This window comes from Pontibacillus yanchengensis (assembly GCF_009856295.1).
GTDB lineage: Bacteria > Bacillota > Bacilli > Bacillales > BH030062 > Pontibacillus > Pontibacillus yanchengensis_A.
In genome coordinates, this window is record NZ_WMEU01000006.1 from 127,700 (window position 1) to 144,970 (window position 17,271).

22 protein-coding genes are annotated in these 17,271 nt (G+C 37.7%); 20 read left to right on the forward strand and 2 right to left on the reverse strand.

The genetic code is table 11. The annotated features are described in order from the left end of the window. Nucleotides 1-570 precede the first annotated feature (570 nt). The 15 genes from GLW08_RS16995 (at nt 571) to GLW08_RS17065 (ending at nt 12,551) form a co-directional block, all read left to right on the forward strand. The gene (locus tag GLW08_RS16995) at nt 571-1,737 is read left to right on the forward strand and encodes a D-alanyl-D-alanine carboxypeptidase family protein (protein ID WP_160849847.1); all 1,167 of its coding nucleotides are present in this window, start codon (nt 571-573) and stop codon (nt 1,735-1,737) included. A 105-nt stretch (nt 1,738-1,842) separates the two neighbouring features. After that, complete coding sequence (spoIIAA, locus tag GLW08_RS17000; RefSeq protein WP_036820754.1) at nt 1,843-2,196, forward strand: anti-sigma F factor antagonist; 354 nt, start codon at nt 1,843-1,845, stop codon at nt 2,194-2,196. Next, entirely contained in the window at nt 2,196-2,639 is a 444-nt protein-coding gene (spoIIAB, locus tag GLW08_RS17005) for an anti-sigma F factor (RefSeq protein WP_160849849.1), read from the forward strand. Before spoIIAA ends, spoIIAB begins: the two co-directional genes overlap by 1 nt. Before the next feature lie 12 nt (nt 2,640-2,651). Then, nucleotides 2,652-3,407 (forward strand): RNA polymerase sporulation sigma factor SigF, encoded by a 756-nt coding sequence (gene sigF / locus GLW08_RS17010; RefSeq protein WP_160849850.1) that lies wholly within the window; start codon nt 2,652-2,654, stop codon nt 3,405-3,407. 875 nt (nt 3,408-4,282) lie between these two features. Further along, complete coding sequence (locus tag GLW08_RS17015) at nt 4,283-4,915, forward strand: stage V sporulation protein AA (RefSeq protein WP_160849851.1); 633 nt, start codon at nt 4,283-4,285, stop codon at nt 4,913-4,915. After that, a complete protein-coding gene (locus GLW08_RS17020; protein ID WP_160849852.1) occupies nt 4,896-5,312 on the forward strand; it encodes a stage V sporulation protein AB in 417 nt (138 codons plus the stop codon). The genes GLW08_RS17015 and GLW08_RS17020 overlap by 20 nt, the downstream gene beginning before the upstream one ends. A gap of 15 nt (nt 5,313-5,327) precedes the next feature. Further along, a complete protein-coding gene (spoVAC, locus tag GLW08_RS17025) occupies nt 5,328-5,783 on the forward strand; it encodes a stage V sporulation protein AC (protein WP_160849853.1) in 456 nt (151 codons plus the stop codon). A gap of 11 nt (nt 5,784-5,794) precedes the next feature. Continuing rightward, entirely contained in the window at nt 5,795-6,814 is a 1,020-nt protein-coding gene (gene spoVAD, locus GLW08_RS17030) for a stage V sporulation protein AD (RefSeq protein WP_160849854.1), read from the forward strand. Then, the gene (gene spoVAE, locus GLW08_RS17035; protein ID WP_160849855.1) at nt 6,814-7,164 is read left to right on the forward strand and encodes a stage V sporulation protein AE; all 351 of its coding nucleotides are present in this window, start codon (nt 6,814-6,816) and stop codon (nt 7,162-7,164) included. Before spoVAD ends, spoVAE begins: the two co-directional genes overlap by 1 nt. Nucleotides 7,165-7,170: 6 nt before the next feature. Next, a complete protein-coding gene (locus GLW08_RS17040; protein WP_160849856.1) occupies nt 7,171-7,746 on the forward strand; it encodes a stage V sporulation protein AE in 576 nt (191 codons plus the stop codon). Continuing rightward, nucleotides 7,730-9,196, forward strand: a complete 1,467-nt coding sequence (locus GLW08_RS17045) for a spore germination protein (RefSeq protein ID WP_160849857.1) — start codon at nt 7,730-7,732, stop codon at nt 9,194-9,196. Before GLW08_RS17040 ends, GLW08_RS17045 begins: the two co-directional genes overlap by 17 nt. Before the next feature lie 177 nt (nt 9,197-9,373). Then, entirely contained in the window at nt 9,374-10,675 is a 1,302-nt protein-coding gene (gene lysA, locus GLW08_RS17050) for a diaminopimelate decarboxylase (protein ID WP_160849858.1), read from the forward strand. Nucleotides 10,676-10,694: 19 nt separating this feature from the next. Next, the gene (locus GLW08_RS17055; RefSeq protein WP_160849859.1) at nt 10,695-11,129 is read left to right on the forward strand and encodes a peptidylprolyl isomerase; all 435 of its coding nucleotides are present in this window, start codon (nt 10,695-10,697) and stop codon (nt 11,127-11,129) included. 233 nt (nt 11,130-11,362) lie between these two features. Beyond that, nucleotides 11,363-11,824 (forward strand): site-2 protease family protein, encoded by a 462-nt coding sequence (locus tag GLW08_RS17060; RefSeq protein WP_160849860.1) that lies wholly within the window; start codon nt 11,363-11,365, stop codon nt 11,822-11,824. A gap of 367 nt (nt 11,825-12,191) precedes the next feature. After that, nucleotides 12,192-12,551, forward strand: coding sequence for a GNAT family N-acetyltransferase (locus GLW08_RS17065; RefSeq protein WP_160849861.1), 360 nt, complete (start codon nt 12,192-12,194; stop codon nt 12,549-12,551). A gap of 74 nt (nt 12,552-12,625) precedes the next feature. Here GLW08_RS17065 and GLW08_RS17070 read toward each other — a convergent pair whose 3' ends face one another. Next, complete coding sequence (locus GLW08_RS17070; RefSeq protein ID WP_160849862.1) at nt 12,626-13,150, reverse strand: DUF309 domain-containing protein; 525 nt, start codon at nt 13,148-13,150, stop codon at nt 12,626-12,628. Nucleotides 13,151-13,273: 123 nt separating this feature from the next. After that, nucleotides 13,274-13,360 (reverse strand): YjcZ family sporulation protein, encoded by an 87-nt coding sequence (locus tag GLW08_RS17075; protein ID WP_160849976.1) that lies wholly within the window; start codon nt 13,358-13,360, stop codon nt 13,274-13,276. Nucleotides 13,361-13,567: 207 nt separating this feature from the next. On the opposite strand from GLW08_RS17075, the gene GLW08_RS17080 reads away from it, so the two are divergent. The 5 genes from GLW08_RS17080 (at nt 13,568) to GLW08_RS17100 (ending at nt 16,921) form a co-directional block, all read left to right on the forward strand. After that, on the forward strand, nt 13,568-14,311 hold the full coding sequence (locus tag GLW08_RS17080) for a segregation/condensation protein A (RefSeq protein ID WP_160849863.1): 744 nt from the start codon (nt 13,568-13,570) through the stop codon (nt 14,309-14,311). Nucleotide 14,312: 1 nt separating this feature from the next. Then, complete coding sequence (gene scpB, locus GLW08_RS17085; protein ID WP_160849864.1) at nt 14,313-14,912, forward strand: SMC-Scp complex subunit ScpB; 600 nt, start codon at nt 14,313-14,315, stop codon at nt 14,910-14,912. 69 nt (nt 14,913-14,981) lie between these two features. Next, nucleotides 14,982-15,395 carry a hypothetical protein gene (locus tag GLW08_RS17090; protein ID WP_160849865.1) on the forward strand — a complete coding sequence of 138 codons (414 nt, stop codon included), beginning with the start codon at nt 14,982-14,984 and terminating at the stop codon, nt 15,393-15,395. Between the two features lie 76 nt (nt 15,396-15,471). Next, entirely contained in the window at nt 15,472-15,978 is a 507-nt protein-coding gene (locus tag GLW08_RS17095; protein WP_160849866.1) for a DUF3907 family protein, read from the forward strand. A 58-nt stretch (nt 15,979-16,036) separates the two neighbouring features. Then, complete coding sequence (locus tag GLW08_RS17100; protein WP_160849867.1) at nt 16,037-16,921, forward strand: superoxide dismutase; 885 nt, start codon at nt 16,037-16,039, stop codon at nt 16,919-16,921. Nucleotides 16,922-17,271 lie beyond the last annotated feature (350 nt).

Sequence of the window (17,271 nt, forward strand, 5' to 3'; positions counted from 1 at the left end):
TGGGAGTCTCATTGTTCCAAGGCCACCTTTGCTTTTGTTGGGATGAACGGAAAAATGGCCAGGTTAGAGTGGAAGGATATTTGAACCTAATTTCTGAATGATGGCATTCACATACAGCTATACAGCGTGAGCGCACGCGTTACAGGTTGCTCTAAAATCGGTGGAATTACTCAGATTCTTCGCGCTCGCTCCTATTTTTGAAAAGTAGCCCCTATTTTTTCATTCTCGCTCCAATTCTCAAAATGTCGCTCCGAACCATTATTTCTCCTCTCTAACCTTCGGGAAATGGGGAGACTACCGTGGAAAAACGGATATGTCGAGACCCCGCAAGGTCGCATTTTGGCCTGAGGACTCTGTACAGTTGCAGATTACCTCGACCTCAAGTCTTCCACATTATGCCTCTTATATGGAAATACAAATATATCTAACTCTATAAACAGATACTAAATTAGAGAAGAAAATAAAAAAAGCATCACCAAAGGCTTTCTTTTTTAAAATATGTCTATTTTATTGTTATAAAACATTCTTAGCTTGGAAAAAATAGCTAACATTACGATTGGAGGGACAACGATGAAAAAGTTTGGTGTCTGGATAACCATTGTATTCGTTATGTTATCGGTTTTTGCTCCAACTTCCTTCGCGGCAGAGGAATCTGGACCTAAGTTAGCTGAGAAAGCAAAATCTGCAATATTAATTGAGAGAGATACAGGTACAGTCCTATACAACAAGAATTCAGATGAAAAGCTTCCACCTGCAAGTATGACGAAAATTATGACATTGATCCTTGTTATGGAAGCTATTGATGAAGGTTCTTTAAAGATGGATGAGAAGGTTCGTGCTAGTGAATACGCAGCTTCAATGGGGGGTTCGCAAATCTTTCTTGAGCCTGGAGAAGAAATGACAGTCAATGAACTATTAAAAGGAGTAGCCATTGCTTCTGGTAATGATGCTTCTGTTGCGTTAGCTGAACGTATTGCTGGTAGTGAAGAAGAGTTTGTTAAGCAAATGAATACGAAGTCAAAACAAATAGGTTTAAAAAATACGCAATTTAAAAATACAACAGGACTTCCAGCTGAAGGACATTACAGTACTGCCGAGGATATGGCGTTGATGGCCAGAGAATTGTTAAAGCACGAGGAAATTACAGAATACACAAGCAAATATGACGACTATCTAAGGAAAGGTACAGATAATGAGTTTTGGCTTGTGAATACAAATAAGCTTGTAAAGTTTTATCCTGGTGTTGACGGATTGAAAACGGGATTTACACGTGAAGCGATGTACTGCTTAACAGCAACAGCCAAAAAGAATGACATGCGTGTTATTGCAGTTGTAATGGGGGCTGAAACACCAAAAAATCGTAACGCAAGTATTTCATCTATGCTTGATTACGCATTTAACCATTATGAAACGGAATCGTTATATAAGCGTTATCAATCTGTAGATCAATTACGTATGATTCGTGCTCAACAACCAACTATTGATGTAGTGACAAGTGAGTCTGTGTCCGTGTTAAAGAAAAAAGGAGAGAAGATTGAGAATGTGAAGGCAAACATCTCCTATCATAAAGATCTATCTTTACCATTTAAAAGTGGTCAAGAGATTGGGGTTTTGACCGTGACAAGTAACGATAAGAAACTATCTGAATCTACATTAATCGTTAAAGATGATGTAAAGGAAGCCAGTATTTGGACGTTATTTAAAAGATCGCTTAATGAAATGGTGAAACATCGATAATTTTTAGAGGATTCGTCGAATCAACACTTCTTTTGGCAGGTAGCAGGATAATGAATGAGAAAAGGAGAAAGACTCACTAACCTAATTTTAGAGGAGGAAGAAACTGTGAGTCTTTCCGTTCACTTTGAAACGAAACAACATGTGCTGTTAGTTCGACTAGCAGGAGAATTAGATCATCATGAAGCAGAAAATTTACGTAATGAGTGGCAGACCATAATGGCGAGACAAGAGCTTAAGCATGTAGTGCTAAACCTTGAATCCCTTAGTTTTATGGACAGCTCAGGGCTTGGGGTCATTTTAGGTAGGTATAAAGAGGTCAAGCAAAATGGAGGGGAAATGGTTGTATGTTCTATTTCACCAGCCGTTCAGCGTTTATTTGAAATGTCAGGATTATTTAAAATTATTCGTTTAGAAGAAAATGAGGCATTTGCACTTGAAACGTTGGGGGTGGCGTCTTAATGAACAAAAATGAGATGCATATTCAATTTTCAGCTGTAAGTGAGAATGAGTCATTTGCACGTGTTACGGTGGCAGCCTTTGTAACACAATTAGATCCTACAATGGATGAACTGACAGAAATGAAGACCGTCGTATCAGAAGCAGTTACCAATTCCATTATTCATGGTTATGACGATCATGACGAAGGACTCGTACATATTGACTGTGTCCTTTGTGAAGGATCTGTTGAGCTAACCATTTGGGATGAGGGTATGGGAATCGACAACATTGATGAAGCAAAACAACCGTTATACACGTCTAAACCAGAATTAGAGCGCTCAGGAATGGGCTTTACGATTATGGAAAATTTCATGGATGAAGTAGATATCACATCTATCCAGGGTCAAGGGACAACCGTAAGACTGGTCAAGCATTTAAAAAAAAGCAAAACCTTATGTAATTAAGGGGACATGCGTATGGATGTGGAACTAAAGCAATCTAAAAAACAAGAACAGTTGTCTGATGAAGAGGTTAAAGTGTACATTGCACAAAGCCAACAGGGAGACCAGGAAGCCCGAAACATTTTAGTAGAGAAAAATATGCGTCTTGTTTGGTCAGTAGTCCAACGATTCTTAAATCGAGGCTATGATCCAGATGACCTTTTTCAAATTGGTTGTATTGGGCTTTTAAAATCTGTTGATAAGTTTGACCTCTCCTATGATGTGAAATTTTCGACCTATGCTGTACCAATGATTATTGGTGAAATACAGCGATTTATCCGTGACGATGGTAGTGTGAAAGTTAGTCGTAGTTTAAAGGAAACAGGCAACAAGATTCGCAGAAAGAAGGATGAGCTAACGAAAGTACTGGGGCGGACCCCTACAGTACAAGAACTTGCTAAGGAGTTAGACATAACGCCTGAAGATGTCGTACTAGCGCAAGAAGCCTCCAAATCACCACATTCCATTCATGAAACAGTATATGAAAATGATGGAGATCCAATTACACTTCTTGATCAAATAGCAGAACAAGACACAAAATGGTTTGATAAAATTGCCTTACAGGAGGCTATTCGTTCATTGGATGAACGGGAAAGACTAATTGTCTATCTAAGGTATTATAAAGATCAGACTCAATCTGATGTAGCTGAAAGATTAGGTATTTCTCAAGTTCAAGTATCAAGGCTTGAGAAAAAAATTCTCAGCTTCATTAAGGAACAAATGAAGGAATAATAAAGATTTAAAAGACTTCCCGCTATGGGGAGTCTTTTTTGTATTTAAATATGTTAAAGAAAAGGAAAATTTATTACATATAAGAGGCATAATGTGGAAGACTTGAATTTGAGATAAAATTTGGTAATCGTACAGAAAGAGCAATGTACCCGTAGATTTAGTTAGAATAAAGGTGGCCGTGGAACAACTCGCGTCCTGCCGGCGAGAGTCTCCTTGTTCCACGGCCACCTTTGCTGTTGTTTGGGAGAAATGGAAACATTGCGAAGTTAGAGAGGTTGAGGTATTTGAATATCTTCTGACGGTCTACACCCTAGTAAGTTCTAGTATAACAATTGGTTCATAACAAAAAATTCTTTGGCAAGAAAGCTAATGAACATTTAGTTCGCTGCTTGTAAAAAATAAAATTTTATTTGTCCGTAAGGTCTACCCAAAGAGGGTTTTCACTAAAAATAAGGCTTATATGTCCTTCCGGGAGACATACAACATTTGGCCGCGGATCCGATACCCATTAATCGGCTTGGGGTGAAGGGGAACGCGAGACTCCCGCGGGAGAAAGAGGTTGGAGAGATTTCGGAGGGGGCAAAGCGACTGAGAAGGCTCACCAGCTCGCCCGCAGGAACGCGAGTTGCTTCACCGTAACCCCCTTCCACTTTTCAAGTATCAGACCCATCACCTTTTGAATATATCTTGAATCCAAGTCTTCAAGATAATGTGGCGATTATGGAAAGTAAATATTTAACAGTGTTGTAGGTTACAAATACAAGGCTTTGTAACAAGAGAGTGTGGAAATTATATGGAACTAAACGGATTACGAATGATAAGCCTTTATGTAACTCATACTAACCGTAAACTTCTCTAGATAAGGAGGGGTGTACATGAGTTCGACAATTTATATCAGAATGAAAAGTAAAATACAAGCAAAGAGAAATCAAACCTTATACTTATCCGATGTTGCTTATATCTCCGGTCATGAAGAATGGAAGGAAAAACTAAAAGATGTGGAGCTATATCGTATAAAAGGAACAGATCGAAACATTGTCATTTTGGATGTTTTTCGAGTTATCTATACACTACATCAGCTTTATAAAGAATTGGAGCTTCAGGCAATTGGACCAAATCAGACCATAGTTACGATACCAACTAATAAAAAGCAACCTTCTCTTATATTGGTGTGTGTGATTTGGATGTTGTTATTCATTGGTGCTGCTATGGCGATTATGAATTTTCATTATGATGTCAGTATGGAAGAAGTGCAGCAAAGGCTACATTTTTTACTCACCGGAGAAGAAGAAGAACACCCTTTATGGATTCAAATCCCATATTCACTTGGATTAGGTTTAGGTATGATTTTATTTTTCAATCATTTATTTAAAAAGCGAATCAATGAAGAACCAAGTCCACTTGAGGTTGAAATGCATAAGTATCAACAAGATTTAGATCAATACATCGTTTACCATGAAAACCATATTACGAAGGATAGCGATCCAAATGATTCATCCTCTAATTGAATCGTTTATCGGTTTAGCTTCTGGTTTAGCAGTAGGTGCTGGCTTTGTTGCATTTCTTACTGTTTTAGGTATCATTCCTAGGCTCGTGCAACTAAGTAAGAGTGCCAAATACACTAGATTGTATGAACTATGTGTGGTTCTAGGTGTATTGCTAGGTACTCTGTTATCTTTTGACGATATTCCGGTTTCCTTACCGCTGATTATTCTTGCTATATGGGGTGGTTTTCACGGTGTGTTCATTGGGATGTTAGCTGCAGCATTAACGGAAGTACTAAATGTATTCCCCATTCTTGCGAGACGGGTAGGCATGGAGAAAAGTTTGTTATGGTTTTTAATGGCAATCGTCCTAGGAAAAATTTTGGGGTCATTGTTTCAATGGACCATTTTTGTAAACTAAATGAGGTGTGAATAGATGAGTGAAAAATTTAATCAACAACAATATGACCAAACGGTTAAAGAGTATCAACCTAAGCCAAGTATATTTGGAAACTGTATAAGAGCTTTTTTGGTTGGTGGGAGTATTTGTTTATTTGGGCAGTTCTTAACAGTGGTATATATGGATTTATTTAATATGACAGAGCGTGAGGCCGGAAATCCAACAGTTACAACTCTTATTTTGTTAGCCGCTTTATTAACTGGGTTCGGAGTGTATGACAAAATCGCTCAATTTGCTGGAGCTGGTTCAGCCGTTCCTGTTACGGGGTTTGCAAATTCTATTACAAGTGCAGCATTAGAACATAAAAGTGAAGGGTTGGTTCTAGGGGTAGCTACAAATTTATTCAAGCTTGCAGGCTCTGTGATTGTATTTGGAGTGGTTGCGGCTTATGTAGTAGGAATTATTAGATACCTATTTCAATCAATCATGTAGGAGGAATGGTGATGCGTAAAGCTGGAAGACAGACTTGGATGTATGAGAATTACTTATATTTAAACTCGACAGGAACTGCTGTAGGCCCTAAAGAAGCTCAAGGACCACTTGCGAAAACGTTTGATATTAGTCATGATCAGTTACATTGTGAAGAAGATAACTGGGAGCTTGCTGAACGTCGATTAATGAAAGAATCTATAGAGGTTTGTTTATCTAAGGCGAACATGTCCAAGGATCAAATTGATTTATTTCTAGCTGGAGACTTACTTAACCAAAATGTTACATCAAATTATGTTGCCAGGTCTTTATCGATTCCATTTTTATGTATGTTTGGTGCTTGCTCCACATCTATGGAAACACTAGCTGTAGGAAGTGCCCTCGTAGATGCTGGGTTTGCTAATCATGTCATTGCAGCAGTGAGCAGCCATAATGCTACTGCAGAGCGGCAGTTTCGATATCCTACAGAGTACGGTGGTCAAAAACCGAAAACAGCAACTTCAACTGTAACAGGTGCTGGTGCAGCTTTGGTTTCAAAAGTGAAATCAGATATACGGATCGAATGTGCCACGATTGGTAAAGTAATGGATTATGGTACAAAAGATCCGTTTGATATGGGTTCAGCTATGGCACCTGCAGCATATGACACAATCAAGACACACTTTGAGGATACAGGAAGAAAACCAGAGGATTATGATTTGATTGTAACAGGTGATTTATCAGGAGTTGGAAGTGTCATACTAAAAGATATGTTGAAAGAAGATGGGTACACAATCGATCAAACTTACAATGACTGCGGATTAATGGTTTATAACAGCGATCAACAAGTATTTGCAGGGGGTAGTGGTTGCGCTTGTTCAGCGGTTGTTACGTATGGGCACCTTGTACAATCTTTGAAAGAGGGAAGATATAACAAAATTTTTGTAGTAGCAACAGGTGCTCTGATGAGTCCGACCATGGTCCAGCAAAAGGAAACCATCCCAACTATTGCTCATGGTGTTGTGCTAATGAGGTCTGAAGGAGGAGGACAATAATGGATTATCTATGGGCTTTTGTCGTAGGTGGAGGTATTTGTGTCATAGGGCAAATTCTCTTTGACATATTTAAGCTAACTCCTGCACATGTTATGTCCTCATTTGTTGTAGCAGGTGCTGTACTTGATGGTTTTGATATTTACGACAAGTTGATTGAGTTTGCTGGTGCTGGTGCTACGGTTCCAATAACGAGTTTTGGACATTCTTTACTTCATGGAGCAATGGAACAGGCCGAGGAAAATGGGATAATGGGAATCGCGATGGGGATATTTCATTTAACTTCTGTGGGAGTCGCTTCTGCAATATTATTTGGTTTTCTAGTTGCTGTCATCTTTAAACCAAAGGGGTAGGTTCCAATGCATGCTAAAAAAGTAATCGTTGTCACAGATGGAGATGAATATGCTCGAAAGGTTCTTTTATCATTATCGGAGACGATAGGAGGCACTTGTCTCGCCCATCTTTCTGCAAATCCAACCACAGCTACGGAACAGGAGATACTTGCTGCTATAAAATCTGCTAAGAGTGAACCTGTTTATGTTTTGTTTGATGATGCAGGTATTCCAGGGATGGGACCTGGAGAAAAATTACTGGAACAAATCGCTAATAATAAGTCTGTTCACATTATTGGAGCAATTGCTGTAGCATCCCATACAAAATTTAGAGAGTGGTCTCGTTTTGATTTTGCTATAGATGGTGAAGGAGAATTAGTTCCGTTTGGTGTTGATAAAGAAGGAATACCTGAAATGGAAATGGGTAGGATAAGCGGTGATACTGTTTATTGTTTAGATCAATTGTCGATTCCAACCATTGTTGCCATCGGTGATATAGGGAAGATGAGAGGAAAAGATGATATTGAAAAAGGAGCCCCTATAACAAGAAAAGCAATTGAGTTAATTCTGGAAAGGGCTGAGGAAAATGAAATCTCAGAGTGATACTCCCATCTTTAAAGATTTAAAAGATACAGAAAAGTTCATGGAGGAACATGCTGGTGTTGGTGTTTCTTTTGACTTAGGGTTTCGTAAAATTATTATTTTTGAACGCGAAATTGATTTATTTTATTTAACAGGTTTATGTGATACCCAATATATTATAGAAATAATGGAAATGTTGGTAGAGATTAATGATGTGGAAAGGCATCGACGTTCAAAATTGGTTTCTATCATTGAAAATAGACTTGTTCATCAACAAGTGAGAAAAGCCACTTCCATGAACGATGCCATTACTCAAATGCTTTCAGGTTTAATTGTAATCTTTATAGATGGAAGCACAGATGCATTTATCGTTGATGTCCGTTCCTATCCTGGGCGCTCTCCTAGTGAACCTGATACGGAAAAAGTCGTACGAGGTAGTCGAGATGGTTATACAGAGAATATAATCGAGAACACAGCTCTAACAAGACGACGTGTTAGGGATGAACGTCTACGCCATGAAATATTTCAAGTAGGAGAACGCTCGAAGACGGATATCTGTATATCCTATTTAAAAGATGTAGCAGATCCCGGATTGATTGAATTAATCAAACGTGAGATAAAACAAATTGATACAGATGGTCTTTCTATGGCAGATAAAACTGTGGAAGAATTTATTGTAAGTCAAGGGAAAATACCGTTCCCATTAGTCCGCTACACCGAAAGGCCAGATGTCGCTTCAGCCCATCTGTTTGAAGGACATGTGTTAATAATGGTGGATACAAGTCCAAGTATGATTATTACACCTACGACGTTCTTCCATCATGTTCAACATGCAGAAGAATATCGGCAAACACCAATTGTCGGTTCCTTTGTTAGATGGATTCGGTATTTTGGTATTTTTGCATCTCTTTTTCTTTTGCCTTTATGGATGTTATTTGTAATGGATCCCACACTTTTACCAGCTAATTTACAATATATAGGCCCTCAAGATGAAAGTAATGTCCCTGTTATTATTCAATTAATATTAGCTGATATTGGTATAGAGTTCTTAAGGATAGCTGCAATTCATACACCAACACCACTCTCAACTGCTATGGGATTGATTGCAGCAGTATTGATAGGTCAAATTGCTATTGATGTAGGATTGTTTATCCCTGAAGTTATTCTATATGTTTCCGTTGCGGCAATAGGATCATTCTCTACTCCAAGTTATGAGCTTAGTGTTGCAAATAAAATTAGTCGTCTGATTTTAATAACCTTAACTGCACTCTTTGGCATAAAAGGATTTATGATTGGGTGTACGCTTTATATTCTAATGTTAACTAGAACCAATTCTCTTAACACGCCATATTTTTGGCCATTTATACCATTCAATTTTATGGCAATGATACAAATCCTATTTAGGGTATCTGTACCATTATCGAAAAAACGACCAAGTATTGTCCACCCTCGAAACGATTACCGTAAATAGTTGATTCTATATTGAATAAACACGCATGGTATGATAAATTTATTTTAATCTTTCAGTGCGTGAAAGGAAAGAAGGCAGGCTCACTGCCTTCTTTTTGTAGCAAAAAATTTATTCTTTTTATAAAATGGGCATAGATAGAATAATCTAAAATAGATTGTTTGTTGGGAGTTGGTAAGCATGAATCGAACAGAAAGTAATGAATTAGGGCATCTAAACATAGCTGGTGTTGATGCTGTAGAATTGGCAAATACATATGGTACACCTTTATTTGTGTATGATGTAGAAGAAATCAGAAAGAATGCCCAACGCTTTGTTCAAACATTTAAGGAGTTAGGTGTTCAAGCACAAGTGGCGTATGCCTCGAAAGCTTTCTCTTCTGTAGCGATGCTTCAAGTTGCTCAACAAGAAGGTTTGAGTTTAGATGTAGTATCACAAGGTGAAATGCATACTGCTATTCAGGCAGAATTCCCTAAAGAACGCATTCATTTACACGGAAACAATAAAAGTGTTGATGAGCTTGAAATGGCTATAAAAGAAGGAATAGGATGTGTCGTAGTAGACAATTTTCTAGAAATTGAGTTACTAAAAGAATTATTAACGAAATACAATCATCAAATGGATGTATTACTTCGCGTAACTCCTGGTATTGAGGCACATACACATGATTACATTCTAACTGGGCAAGAAGATTCTAAATTTGGATTCGATTTATGGAATGGCCAAGCGGAACAAGCATTATTACAGTTACAAGCGAATGATCACATTCAAGTTAAGGGACTTCATTGCCATATTGGCTCGCAAATATTTGAAACACATGGTTTTGTCATGGCAGTTAAAAAGCTTTTTGAAGCATTAGGGAATTGGAAAGAAAAGCATGGATATACTCCTGATGTACTAAATCTTGGAGGTGGGTTCGGTATAAAATACACCGATGAAGATGAACCTTTGCCCCTTGCAACATATGTGAAAGAACTAGTGCAAGAAGTGAAATACCAATCTATGGAGTATGATTTCCCTCTTCCAGAGATATGGATTGAACCAGGTCGTGCCATTGTAGGTGATGCCGGAGTTACCCTTTATACGGTAGGAGCGATCAAACATATTCCGGACGTGCGTACGTACGTTTCAGTAGATGGCGGCATGACGGATAACCTACGACCTGCTTTATATCATGCTAAATATGAAGCGGCTGTAGCGAATAAGATGAATGCACAACTAGAACAAACTGTCTCTATTGCGGGAAAGTGCTGTGAATCAGGAGATATGTTAATATGGGATGTAGACGTTCCTGCATTAGATAGCGGAGATATATTGGCAACCTTTAGCACTGGAGCCTATGGGTATTCAATGAGTAATCATTATAATCGATTTCCTAAATCTGCTGTCGTATTTGTAGAGAATGGTCACCATCAACTTGTTATTCAACGTGAATCATATCAAGAGGTGACTAGACTAGATTTATCTTACGAACGTCCCTAGTATAGAGGAGGAAGCTGTTATGAAAAAAGGAACAATTGAGTTTGAAAATGGAGAAAAAATCGTTTTTGATTTATATGATGATGCTGCACCAGGTACAGTGGAAAATTTTGAAAAACTAGCTAATTCTGGATTCTACAATGGATTAACCTTTCATCGGGTAATACCTGATTTTGTTATTCAAGGAGGGTGCCCAGAAGGATCAGGTCGTGGTGGACCAGGTTATACAATCAAATGCGAAACCGAAGGAAATCCACATAAACATCAACGTGGTGCCTTATCAATGGCCCATGCTGGTAAGGATACTGGTGGTAGCCAGTTCTTTATTGCTCATTCTCCTCAACCACATCTAGATGGAAGACATACGGTTTTTGGCCAGGTTACAAAAGGCTTAGACGTCATTGACCGCGTACGCGTTGGAGATGTAATGAATGAAGTAACGGTGGTAGAAGAGTAGAGTAAGTCATTGAGACTTACTCTTTTTCTTTGTCAGTAAAGAAAAATTAAGTTGATGGCTCTTACATGTCTATCTCCTGCGCCCAGCGACTTGTGTGATTCCGTTGACTCCTAACGATAAGTTAACCTCGAACAAAATACATAGACTTCTTCGGAAAGGATGCTCTTCATAGCTATATAGGGAGAGAAATGGATAAGTTGTCATCGTAAACACTAAATATGAAGGAGATGTGCATGGATTTTTTTGTTATACTCGTTTTCATTATTGCTCCACTTAGTTTGTTTCTGCATGAGTTAGCACATGGAATTGTTGCTTATTTCTTTCAATCTAGTTATATATATATTCAACTTGGCGTAGGGCCTAGCTTATTGAAACAGAAGCACGGTGTTTTTCGTATTTCAATTTGTTTGTATATTTTCCTTGGAGCTTTGGTAGCTTATGAACGTGATCCTGAGCACACGATGTATGAACGTGCAGTAATTTCTATAGCAGGACCGTTTATCAACGCTTTTCTTGTACTATTAGGTTTTGTAATGTATTACGTTGTTGATCATCCATATATATCATTATTTATTGCTTTCAATATATGGATTACTACAGTAAACTTGATACCGTTTAAGTTCGCTAATAAAAAATCTGATGGCTATGTAATTGCTGAAGCTTTATGGAATAGAGTTTTCTCTTCAAATAAGTAATCTTCTATTCGAAAATTAGGTTAAGATAAAAGGGCTTGCATTATGTGTGAATGTCGTTATAATAAGGGAGGAGTGATGAGGGTGAAGAAGAAAAACTGGATACTCTTTCTCATACTCTTAGGTGTTAGTATGACATGGGGAGTCTTGTACTGGGTATTCTTTGTTATTGAATAGGATAAGAATGAAGAGTATAATCTAGTTCAAGCATCTCGTAATTAGAATAGGTAGTACCTTTCGTTGTAAGTAAGGGTGTTACGTTATGAACAGTAATAAACAAGAAAAAAAGCTCTTCTGGTTAATGATGGCTGTTGCCATTATTTTTCTGCTCTCCATGATAGGGAAGTTTTTTTCATAGCGAGGGGTAAATATGTTAATTCGATATAAAAAGAGTTTTGAAAAAATTGCCATGGGTCTTTTATCTTTTATGCCTGAAGAAAAAGAGGTAAAAAAGTTAATAGGAACCATAAAAGAGTATGAAACGAATGAAAATTGGCAATTGTTCTTATGGAAAGAAGAAGATATATTAGGTGCTATTGGTGTTCAAATTGATGAAAGTCAAGAACAAGCGGTCATTCAGCATATTACAGTAAATCCATCTCATCGAAATATGGGAATTGGTAAGAAGATGGTAGATGCAGTGAACAACCAATTAGGATCTAAATATTCAGTATGTTCAAATACAAGAACAGATGCATTTATTGCACACTGTGAGGATAAAGCTAAATAAATGAAGTGAAAGAATAATAAAGCCAGCTCCTATATGATAGGAACTGGCCTTTTTTCACTATTAGACAAAATGAATTAGGACCGATCTTCTTGTCTCTTTTGTAATTGACGCTTTCGCTCTTCAATCACCTCAGAGCGGTCTCTTCGTGAATGTCGATGAATAAGGTCTGTATCTTCAAGTGGACTTGGTGCACCATAGATACAACCCAAATCGTTACATCGTTGTTGTACAGCATATAAAAGTTTTTGATCAATAATAGGGAGATTCATACTTTCATATGGCTTTTTTAATTCAAGTTTGTACATAAGGTCATCGAGAAAACCAATCATTTTGTGTTGATCTAATCCATAATTTTGAAGGTGTTCCTTTTTATTTTGAAGGATTGTACGAGCTTTTTGAGCGGTACGACTCGCCCCTTTATAATTGTTACGGCGATAATGGTACATAGCTACAGCTAACTGGATAAGTCCTACCCATACAGCCTGTCTATCTAAAGGAGTTTCTTCCTTCCATCTATCCTCTAAAAGTTCATGACATTCGAAATAATCCCTTGTTCCATGAAAGTGTGCAAGGTAGTCCACATAGGCTTGATCATACATAAAAAAAGCTCCCTTTACTAAAGTACATTTGATAGAATCAGTGTATAGTTTATCATACATGGTTAAAGACAAGTCAAAATGAAATGCGCGTTAAGCTTTGCTTAACGCGCATAGTGTTACTTATTATAACCAGCTTGCACCTACGATAATCAAAAGAATAAACAATACAACGATTAGCGCGAATCCGCCACCATAACCGTATCCACTCATCTTTGAATTCCTCCTTTTTTCTGTTAACGGATAAATGTTTTTTTGATAACATTTATCTTACGGTATTACCATATGAGGAAAACCTCATATGTGTATGGGCGTTTCCACTAATAAAGTGAATTTTTTATTGTTTATAGATTACAGATTTTATTCATACGAGCGAACAACCATTTATTTCGCTAGATAGAAGCTAGAAAGGAAAAGCATATGAACCAAAGTTATACGGTTAAGATTGACGCCTTTGAAGGTCCTTTGGATCTGCTCCTTCATTTAATCAACCGGTATGAAATCGATATATATGATATTCCAGTGGCCGAAATTACTGAACAATATATGGCGTATATCCATACCATGCAACAATTAGAATTGGATATAGCTAGTGAATATTTAGTAATGGCGGCAACATTGATTGCCATAAAAAGCCAAATGCTTTTGCCTAATCAAGAATTAGAAGTTGAAGATGAAGAATATGAGGAAGAAGATCCAAGAGAAGAATTAATGCGTCGATTAATTGAATACAGAAAATATAAGGAAGCAGCACAAGACCTTAAAGATAAAGAGGAAGAGGCGAACCAGATTTATACGAGACCGCCTCAACAAATAGAAACCGATGAAAAAGAAGCACAACCTATTATGACCCAAGGTGATATTACAATCTATGATATGATTGGAGCCATGCAAAAGCTACTTAACAAGAAAAAATGGGAGCAACCACTAGAGACGAGAGTACAGCGTCAAGAAATTCCTATACAAGAACGCATGGATGAGGTTATGACACAAGTTAAAAGTACACCTCATGGCCTTCGATTTTTTGACTTATTTCCGCAACCAACAAGGTCTCATATTGTGGTAACTTTTATTGCTATTTTGGAACTAATGAAAAATAGAGAAATACTCTGTGAACAATCAAAACACTTTGAAGAATTAGTTGTATATAAATTGGAGGAGTAATATGGACACACAGCAATATAAGGCAATTGCTGAAGGCTTATTATTTGTTTCAGGAGACGAAGGGATGACTCAAAAACAGCTTGCAGAAGTGATGGAAGTAGAGTTGGAGACTGTTCAGTTTGTTTTAGGTGAGTTGAAGCGTGACTATGAACAGGATAGCCGAGGAATTACAGTGATGCAATCGAAAGCCTATTATCATTTAACTACTAAGCCTAAACATGCCGCGTATTATCAACGGCTAATTGATTCTCCACATGCCTCTCGACTATCCCAGGCTGCCTTAGAAACATTGGCAATTGTAGCGTATAAACAACCTATTACTCGAACGGAGATAGAAGAAGTGCGAGGTGTGAAATGTGATGGACCTATACAAACTTTATTAAATCGGTCTCTCGTGGAAGAAAGAGGCCGAAAGGAAGGGATAGGTCGGGCTATATTATATGGGACAACAACTGATTTCCTGACCTATTTTGGATTGACCTCATTAGAGGAACTGCCTCCATTGCCTGAAGGACAAGAAAATGAAAATATGGAAGGTGAAGCAGATCTTTTCTTTGAATCATTTCAAGAGTCTGTAGATTCTGATAAAGAACCTTTCTAAATTAAGGATTATTTGTTGTATGGAAGAATAAGTATGTATAAAACTTGTCTTGAATAGGGGGAATGTTGAATGCAAATTGTTGCTTGTAATGGAATTGAGTTAGAAAAAGAAAAACCAAATACATCAGAAGACTTTTTTAATCAATCTGAGATCTCCTATGTTGATAAGGGGCAAGAACATTCGCTTCGCGTATTATATGTCCGATATTTTGAAACGAATTTATCTCAATTTACACCATTCGAAACAGATCCTATTCTAACGTTAGAGTATGCTACGTTTTTCTTAAGAGATATTGTGGCTTTAGTGGCACTCATTAAATATCCTGAATACAAAAATAGAAAGCGTGTTTACATCAATCATGAAGATGATTTTAATGTTCTTTTTGAAGGTATAAAATGGGATAACCTTAAACAAGTGTTGGTGACCCTCTCAGAAGGGAAGCGATTTGACTTGGAATCCACTTTAGAATTTATTCAAGGATAAAATGTAAAAATCCTGTATTTTTCTGTGAAAAGCCATATAATAGTAGTAATATGAAACCCTTTGGGAGGTTTAATGAATGAATAACCAGTTGGTTATGACTCAATTGGAAGAAGTAAGAGACGTTTTGGGTACTTCTGTACGAAAAATAAGTCATTTCCTTAATCAATATTCTATTCAACAATTGCTAGAAGAAGAAGGTAGTCATGACAAAGGTTATTACGCTTTATTATTGAAGGCATTAAGACGATTAGAGGTCTTTTGTGATGAAGCTTATGAAAAAGTGCAAGGTCTTATGAATTCCCAATCCTTTCATAGACCTGTTGCTGAGAAAGCTTTATATGGTATCTACCACCAATGCATAATGGAATTCTTCTCTCCGAAGAGTGACGCTTGGGGAGAAGATAGCAGAGCAGCTTATACGGGTAAGAATGCGATAACGTATTTTCATCAGCCTCCGTATGCATTAAGGAAATTAATGAATGAATTAGAAGACGGTTTTCAACAAATTAGAGAAGATTTAGCTTTCTATGAATCAGACTATTTTAACCGAAAAAATGACACGAATAAACGCTCCTCATCATAGATGAGGAGCGTTTTCACTTTTAGTAGGCGTTGGGCATACGATAGGGCGAGGTGATGGTATGCTAACAGCAAAAAAACAATACCTACATTCGTTGTTGAATTGGGCTGAAGAAGTAGAAAAAAAAGTTAATAGCACTCATATGTCTGAAGAAAATCAAAAAAAATGGAATAACCAAATGAAGGAGTGGAAAAAAGACATTCAAGAAGTGTTGCAACAAGATGATATCTCTCATGAACAAATGAACAACCTTCAAGCTCAAGGACAAAAATTACTGCAAAGCTTGGGTGCTTATTATGACAATGAGCGGGAAAAGAAATCAGTTCCCACTGGAGAGCATAAATTGCCACCACTACCTTATCCTTATGACGCCCTAGAGCCATATATTTCGAAGGAAATTATGCGGCTTCATCACGATGTGCATCACAAATCGTATGTGGATGGTTTGAACAAGGCAGAAAACAAGTTAGCTGAACTCAGAAAGACAGGTAAAGATGACTTAATTAAGCATTGGTTACGACAACAATCATTTAATGGCTCGGGACATTTCTTACACACGATATTTTGGTTTAACATGAAGCCAAATGGTGGTGGCAAACCAAAGGGAGATCTGTTAAAGCAAATCAATAAGGATTTTGGAAGTTTTGCGGCATTTAAAAAACAATTTTCTGATGCTGCCAAGTCAGTTGAAGGGGTAGGATGGGCGATATTAGTATGGGAGATGCGTTCAGGCCGCTTAGCCATTCAAACCGTTGAGAAACACCAAATGTTTTCACTATGGGATGTTGTGCCTCTTCTTGTCCTAGATGTATGGGAGCATGCGTATTACCTGCAATATCAAACAAAACGTGGGGACTACGTGAAAAATTGGTGGAATATAGTTAATTGGGATGATGTGGCAACACGTTTTAATTCTGTGAAAGATTTAATTTGGAGCTTATACTAAGTTCACGGGTTTCTTACATGGAAATAGCACCAAATTTCTTATGTAACTCGCAAAATAAATCTTATATACAATAATAGAACATAAATAAGCTCAGAATTTGCTCTGAGCTTTTTATAAGCAGTCTTTTATTAACAATCGCCCCATTATCTTGAAGACTTGGATTCGAGATATATTCAAGAGGTGATGGGTCCGATACTTGAAAAGTGGAAGGGGGGGATTACGGTGAAACAACTCGCTTTCCTCGGGCGAGCTGGTGAGCCTTCTCAGTCGCTTTGCTCCCTCCGGGGTCTCACCAACCTCTTTCTCCCGCCGGAGAAAGAGGTAGGCAAGACCCCACAGAGCCCCGATTT

What these genes read in the sequence shown, in the direction of transcription:
- spoVAE (WP_160849855.1), top strand. Translation starts at nt 6,814, where the DNA reads ATGGATTATCTATGGGCTTTTGTCGTAGGTGGAGGTATTTGTGTCATA.
- GLW08_RS16995 (WP_160849847.1), top strand. Translation starts at nt 571, where the DNA reads ATGAAAAAGTTTGGTGTCTGGATAACCATTGTATTCGTTATGTTATCG.
- spoVAC (WP_160849853.1), top strand. Translation starts at nt 5,328, where the DNA reads ATGAGTGAAAAATTTAATCAACAACAATATGACCAAACGGTTAAAGAG.
- GLW08_RS17040 (WP_160849856.1), top strand. Translation starts at nt 7,171, where the DNA reads ATGCATGCTAAAAAAGTAATCGTTGTCACAGATGGAGATGAATATGCT.
- GLW08_RS17060 (WP_160849860.1), top strand. Translation starts at nt 11,363, where the DNA reads ATGGATTTTTTTGTTATACTCGTTTTCATTATTGCTCCACTTAGTTTG.
- lysA (WP_160849858.1), top strand. Translation starts at nt 9,374, where the DNA reads ATGAATCGAACAGAAAGTAATGAATTAGGGCATCTAAACATAGCTGGT.
- spoVAD (WP_160849854.1), top strand. Translation starts at nt 5,795, where the DNA reads ATGCGTAAAGCTGGAAGACAGACTTGGATGTATGAGAATTACTTATAT.
- GLW08_RS17015 (WP_160849851.1), top strand. Translation starts at nt 4,283, where the DNA reads ATGAGTTCGACAATTTATATCAGAATGAAAAGTAAAATACAAGCAAAG.
- GLW08_RS17045 (WP_160849857.1), top strand. Translation starts at nt 7,730, where the DNA reads ATGAAATCTCAGAGTGATACTCCCATCTTTAAAGATTTAAAAGATACA.
- spoIIAB (WP_160849849.1), top strand. Translation starts at nt 2,196, where the DNA reads ATGAACAAAAATGAGATGCATATTCAATTTTCAGCTGTAAGTGAGAAT.
- scpB (WP_160849864.1), top strand. Translation starts at nt 14,313, where the DNA reads ATGGACACACAGCAATATAAGGCAATTGCTGAAGGCTTATTATTTGTT.
- GLW08_RS17055 (WP_160849859.1), top strand. Translation starts at nt 10,695, where the DNA reads ATGAAAAAAGGAACAATTGAGTTTGAAAATGGAGAAAAAATCGTTTTT.
- sigF (WP_160849850.1), top strand. Translation starts at nt 2,652, where the DNA reads ATGGATGTGGAACTAAAGCAATCTAAAAAACAAGAACAGTTGTCTGAT.
- GLW08_RS17070 (WP_160849862.1), bottom strand. Translation starts at nt 13,150, where the DNA reads ATGTATGATCAAGCCTATGTGGACTACCTTGCACACTTTCATGGAACA.
- GLW08_RS17095 (WP_160849866.1), top strand. Translation starts at nt 15,472, where the DNA reads ATGAATAACCAGTTGGTTATGACTCAATTGGAAGAAGTAAGAGACGTT.
- GLW08_RS17090 (WP_160849865.1), top strand. Translation starts at nt 14,982, where the DNA reads ATGCAAATTGTTGCTTGTAATGGAATTGAGTTAGAAAAAGAAAAACCA.
- GLW08_RS17065 (WP_160849861.1), top strand. Translation starts at nt 12,192, where the DNA reads ATGTTAATTCGATATAAAAAGAGTTTTGAAAAAATTGCCATGGGTCTT.
- GLW08_RS17075 (WP_160849976.1), bottom strand. Translation starts at nt 13,360, where the DNA reads ATGAGTGGATACGGTTATGGTGGCGGATTCGCGCTAATCGTTGTATTG.
- GLW08_RS17100 (WP_160849867.1), top strand. Translation starts at nt 16,037, where the DNA reads ATGCTAACAGCAAAAAAACAATACCTACATTCGTTGTTGAATTGGGCT.
- GLW08_RS17020 (WP_160849852.1), top strand. Translation starts at nt 4,896, where the DNA reads ATGATTCATCCTCTAATTGAATCGTTTATCGGTTTAGCTTCTGGTTTA.
- GLW08_RS17080 (WP_160849863.1), top strand. Translation starts at nt 13,568, where the DNA reads ATGAACCAAAGTTATACGGTTAAGATTGACGCCTTTGAAGGTCCTTTG.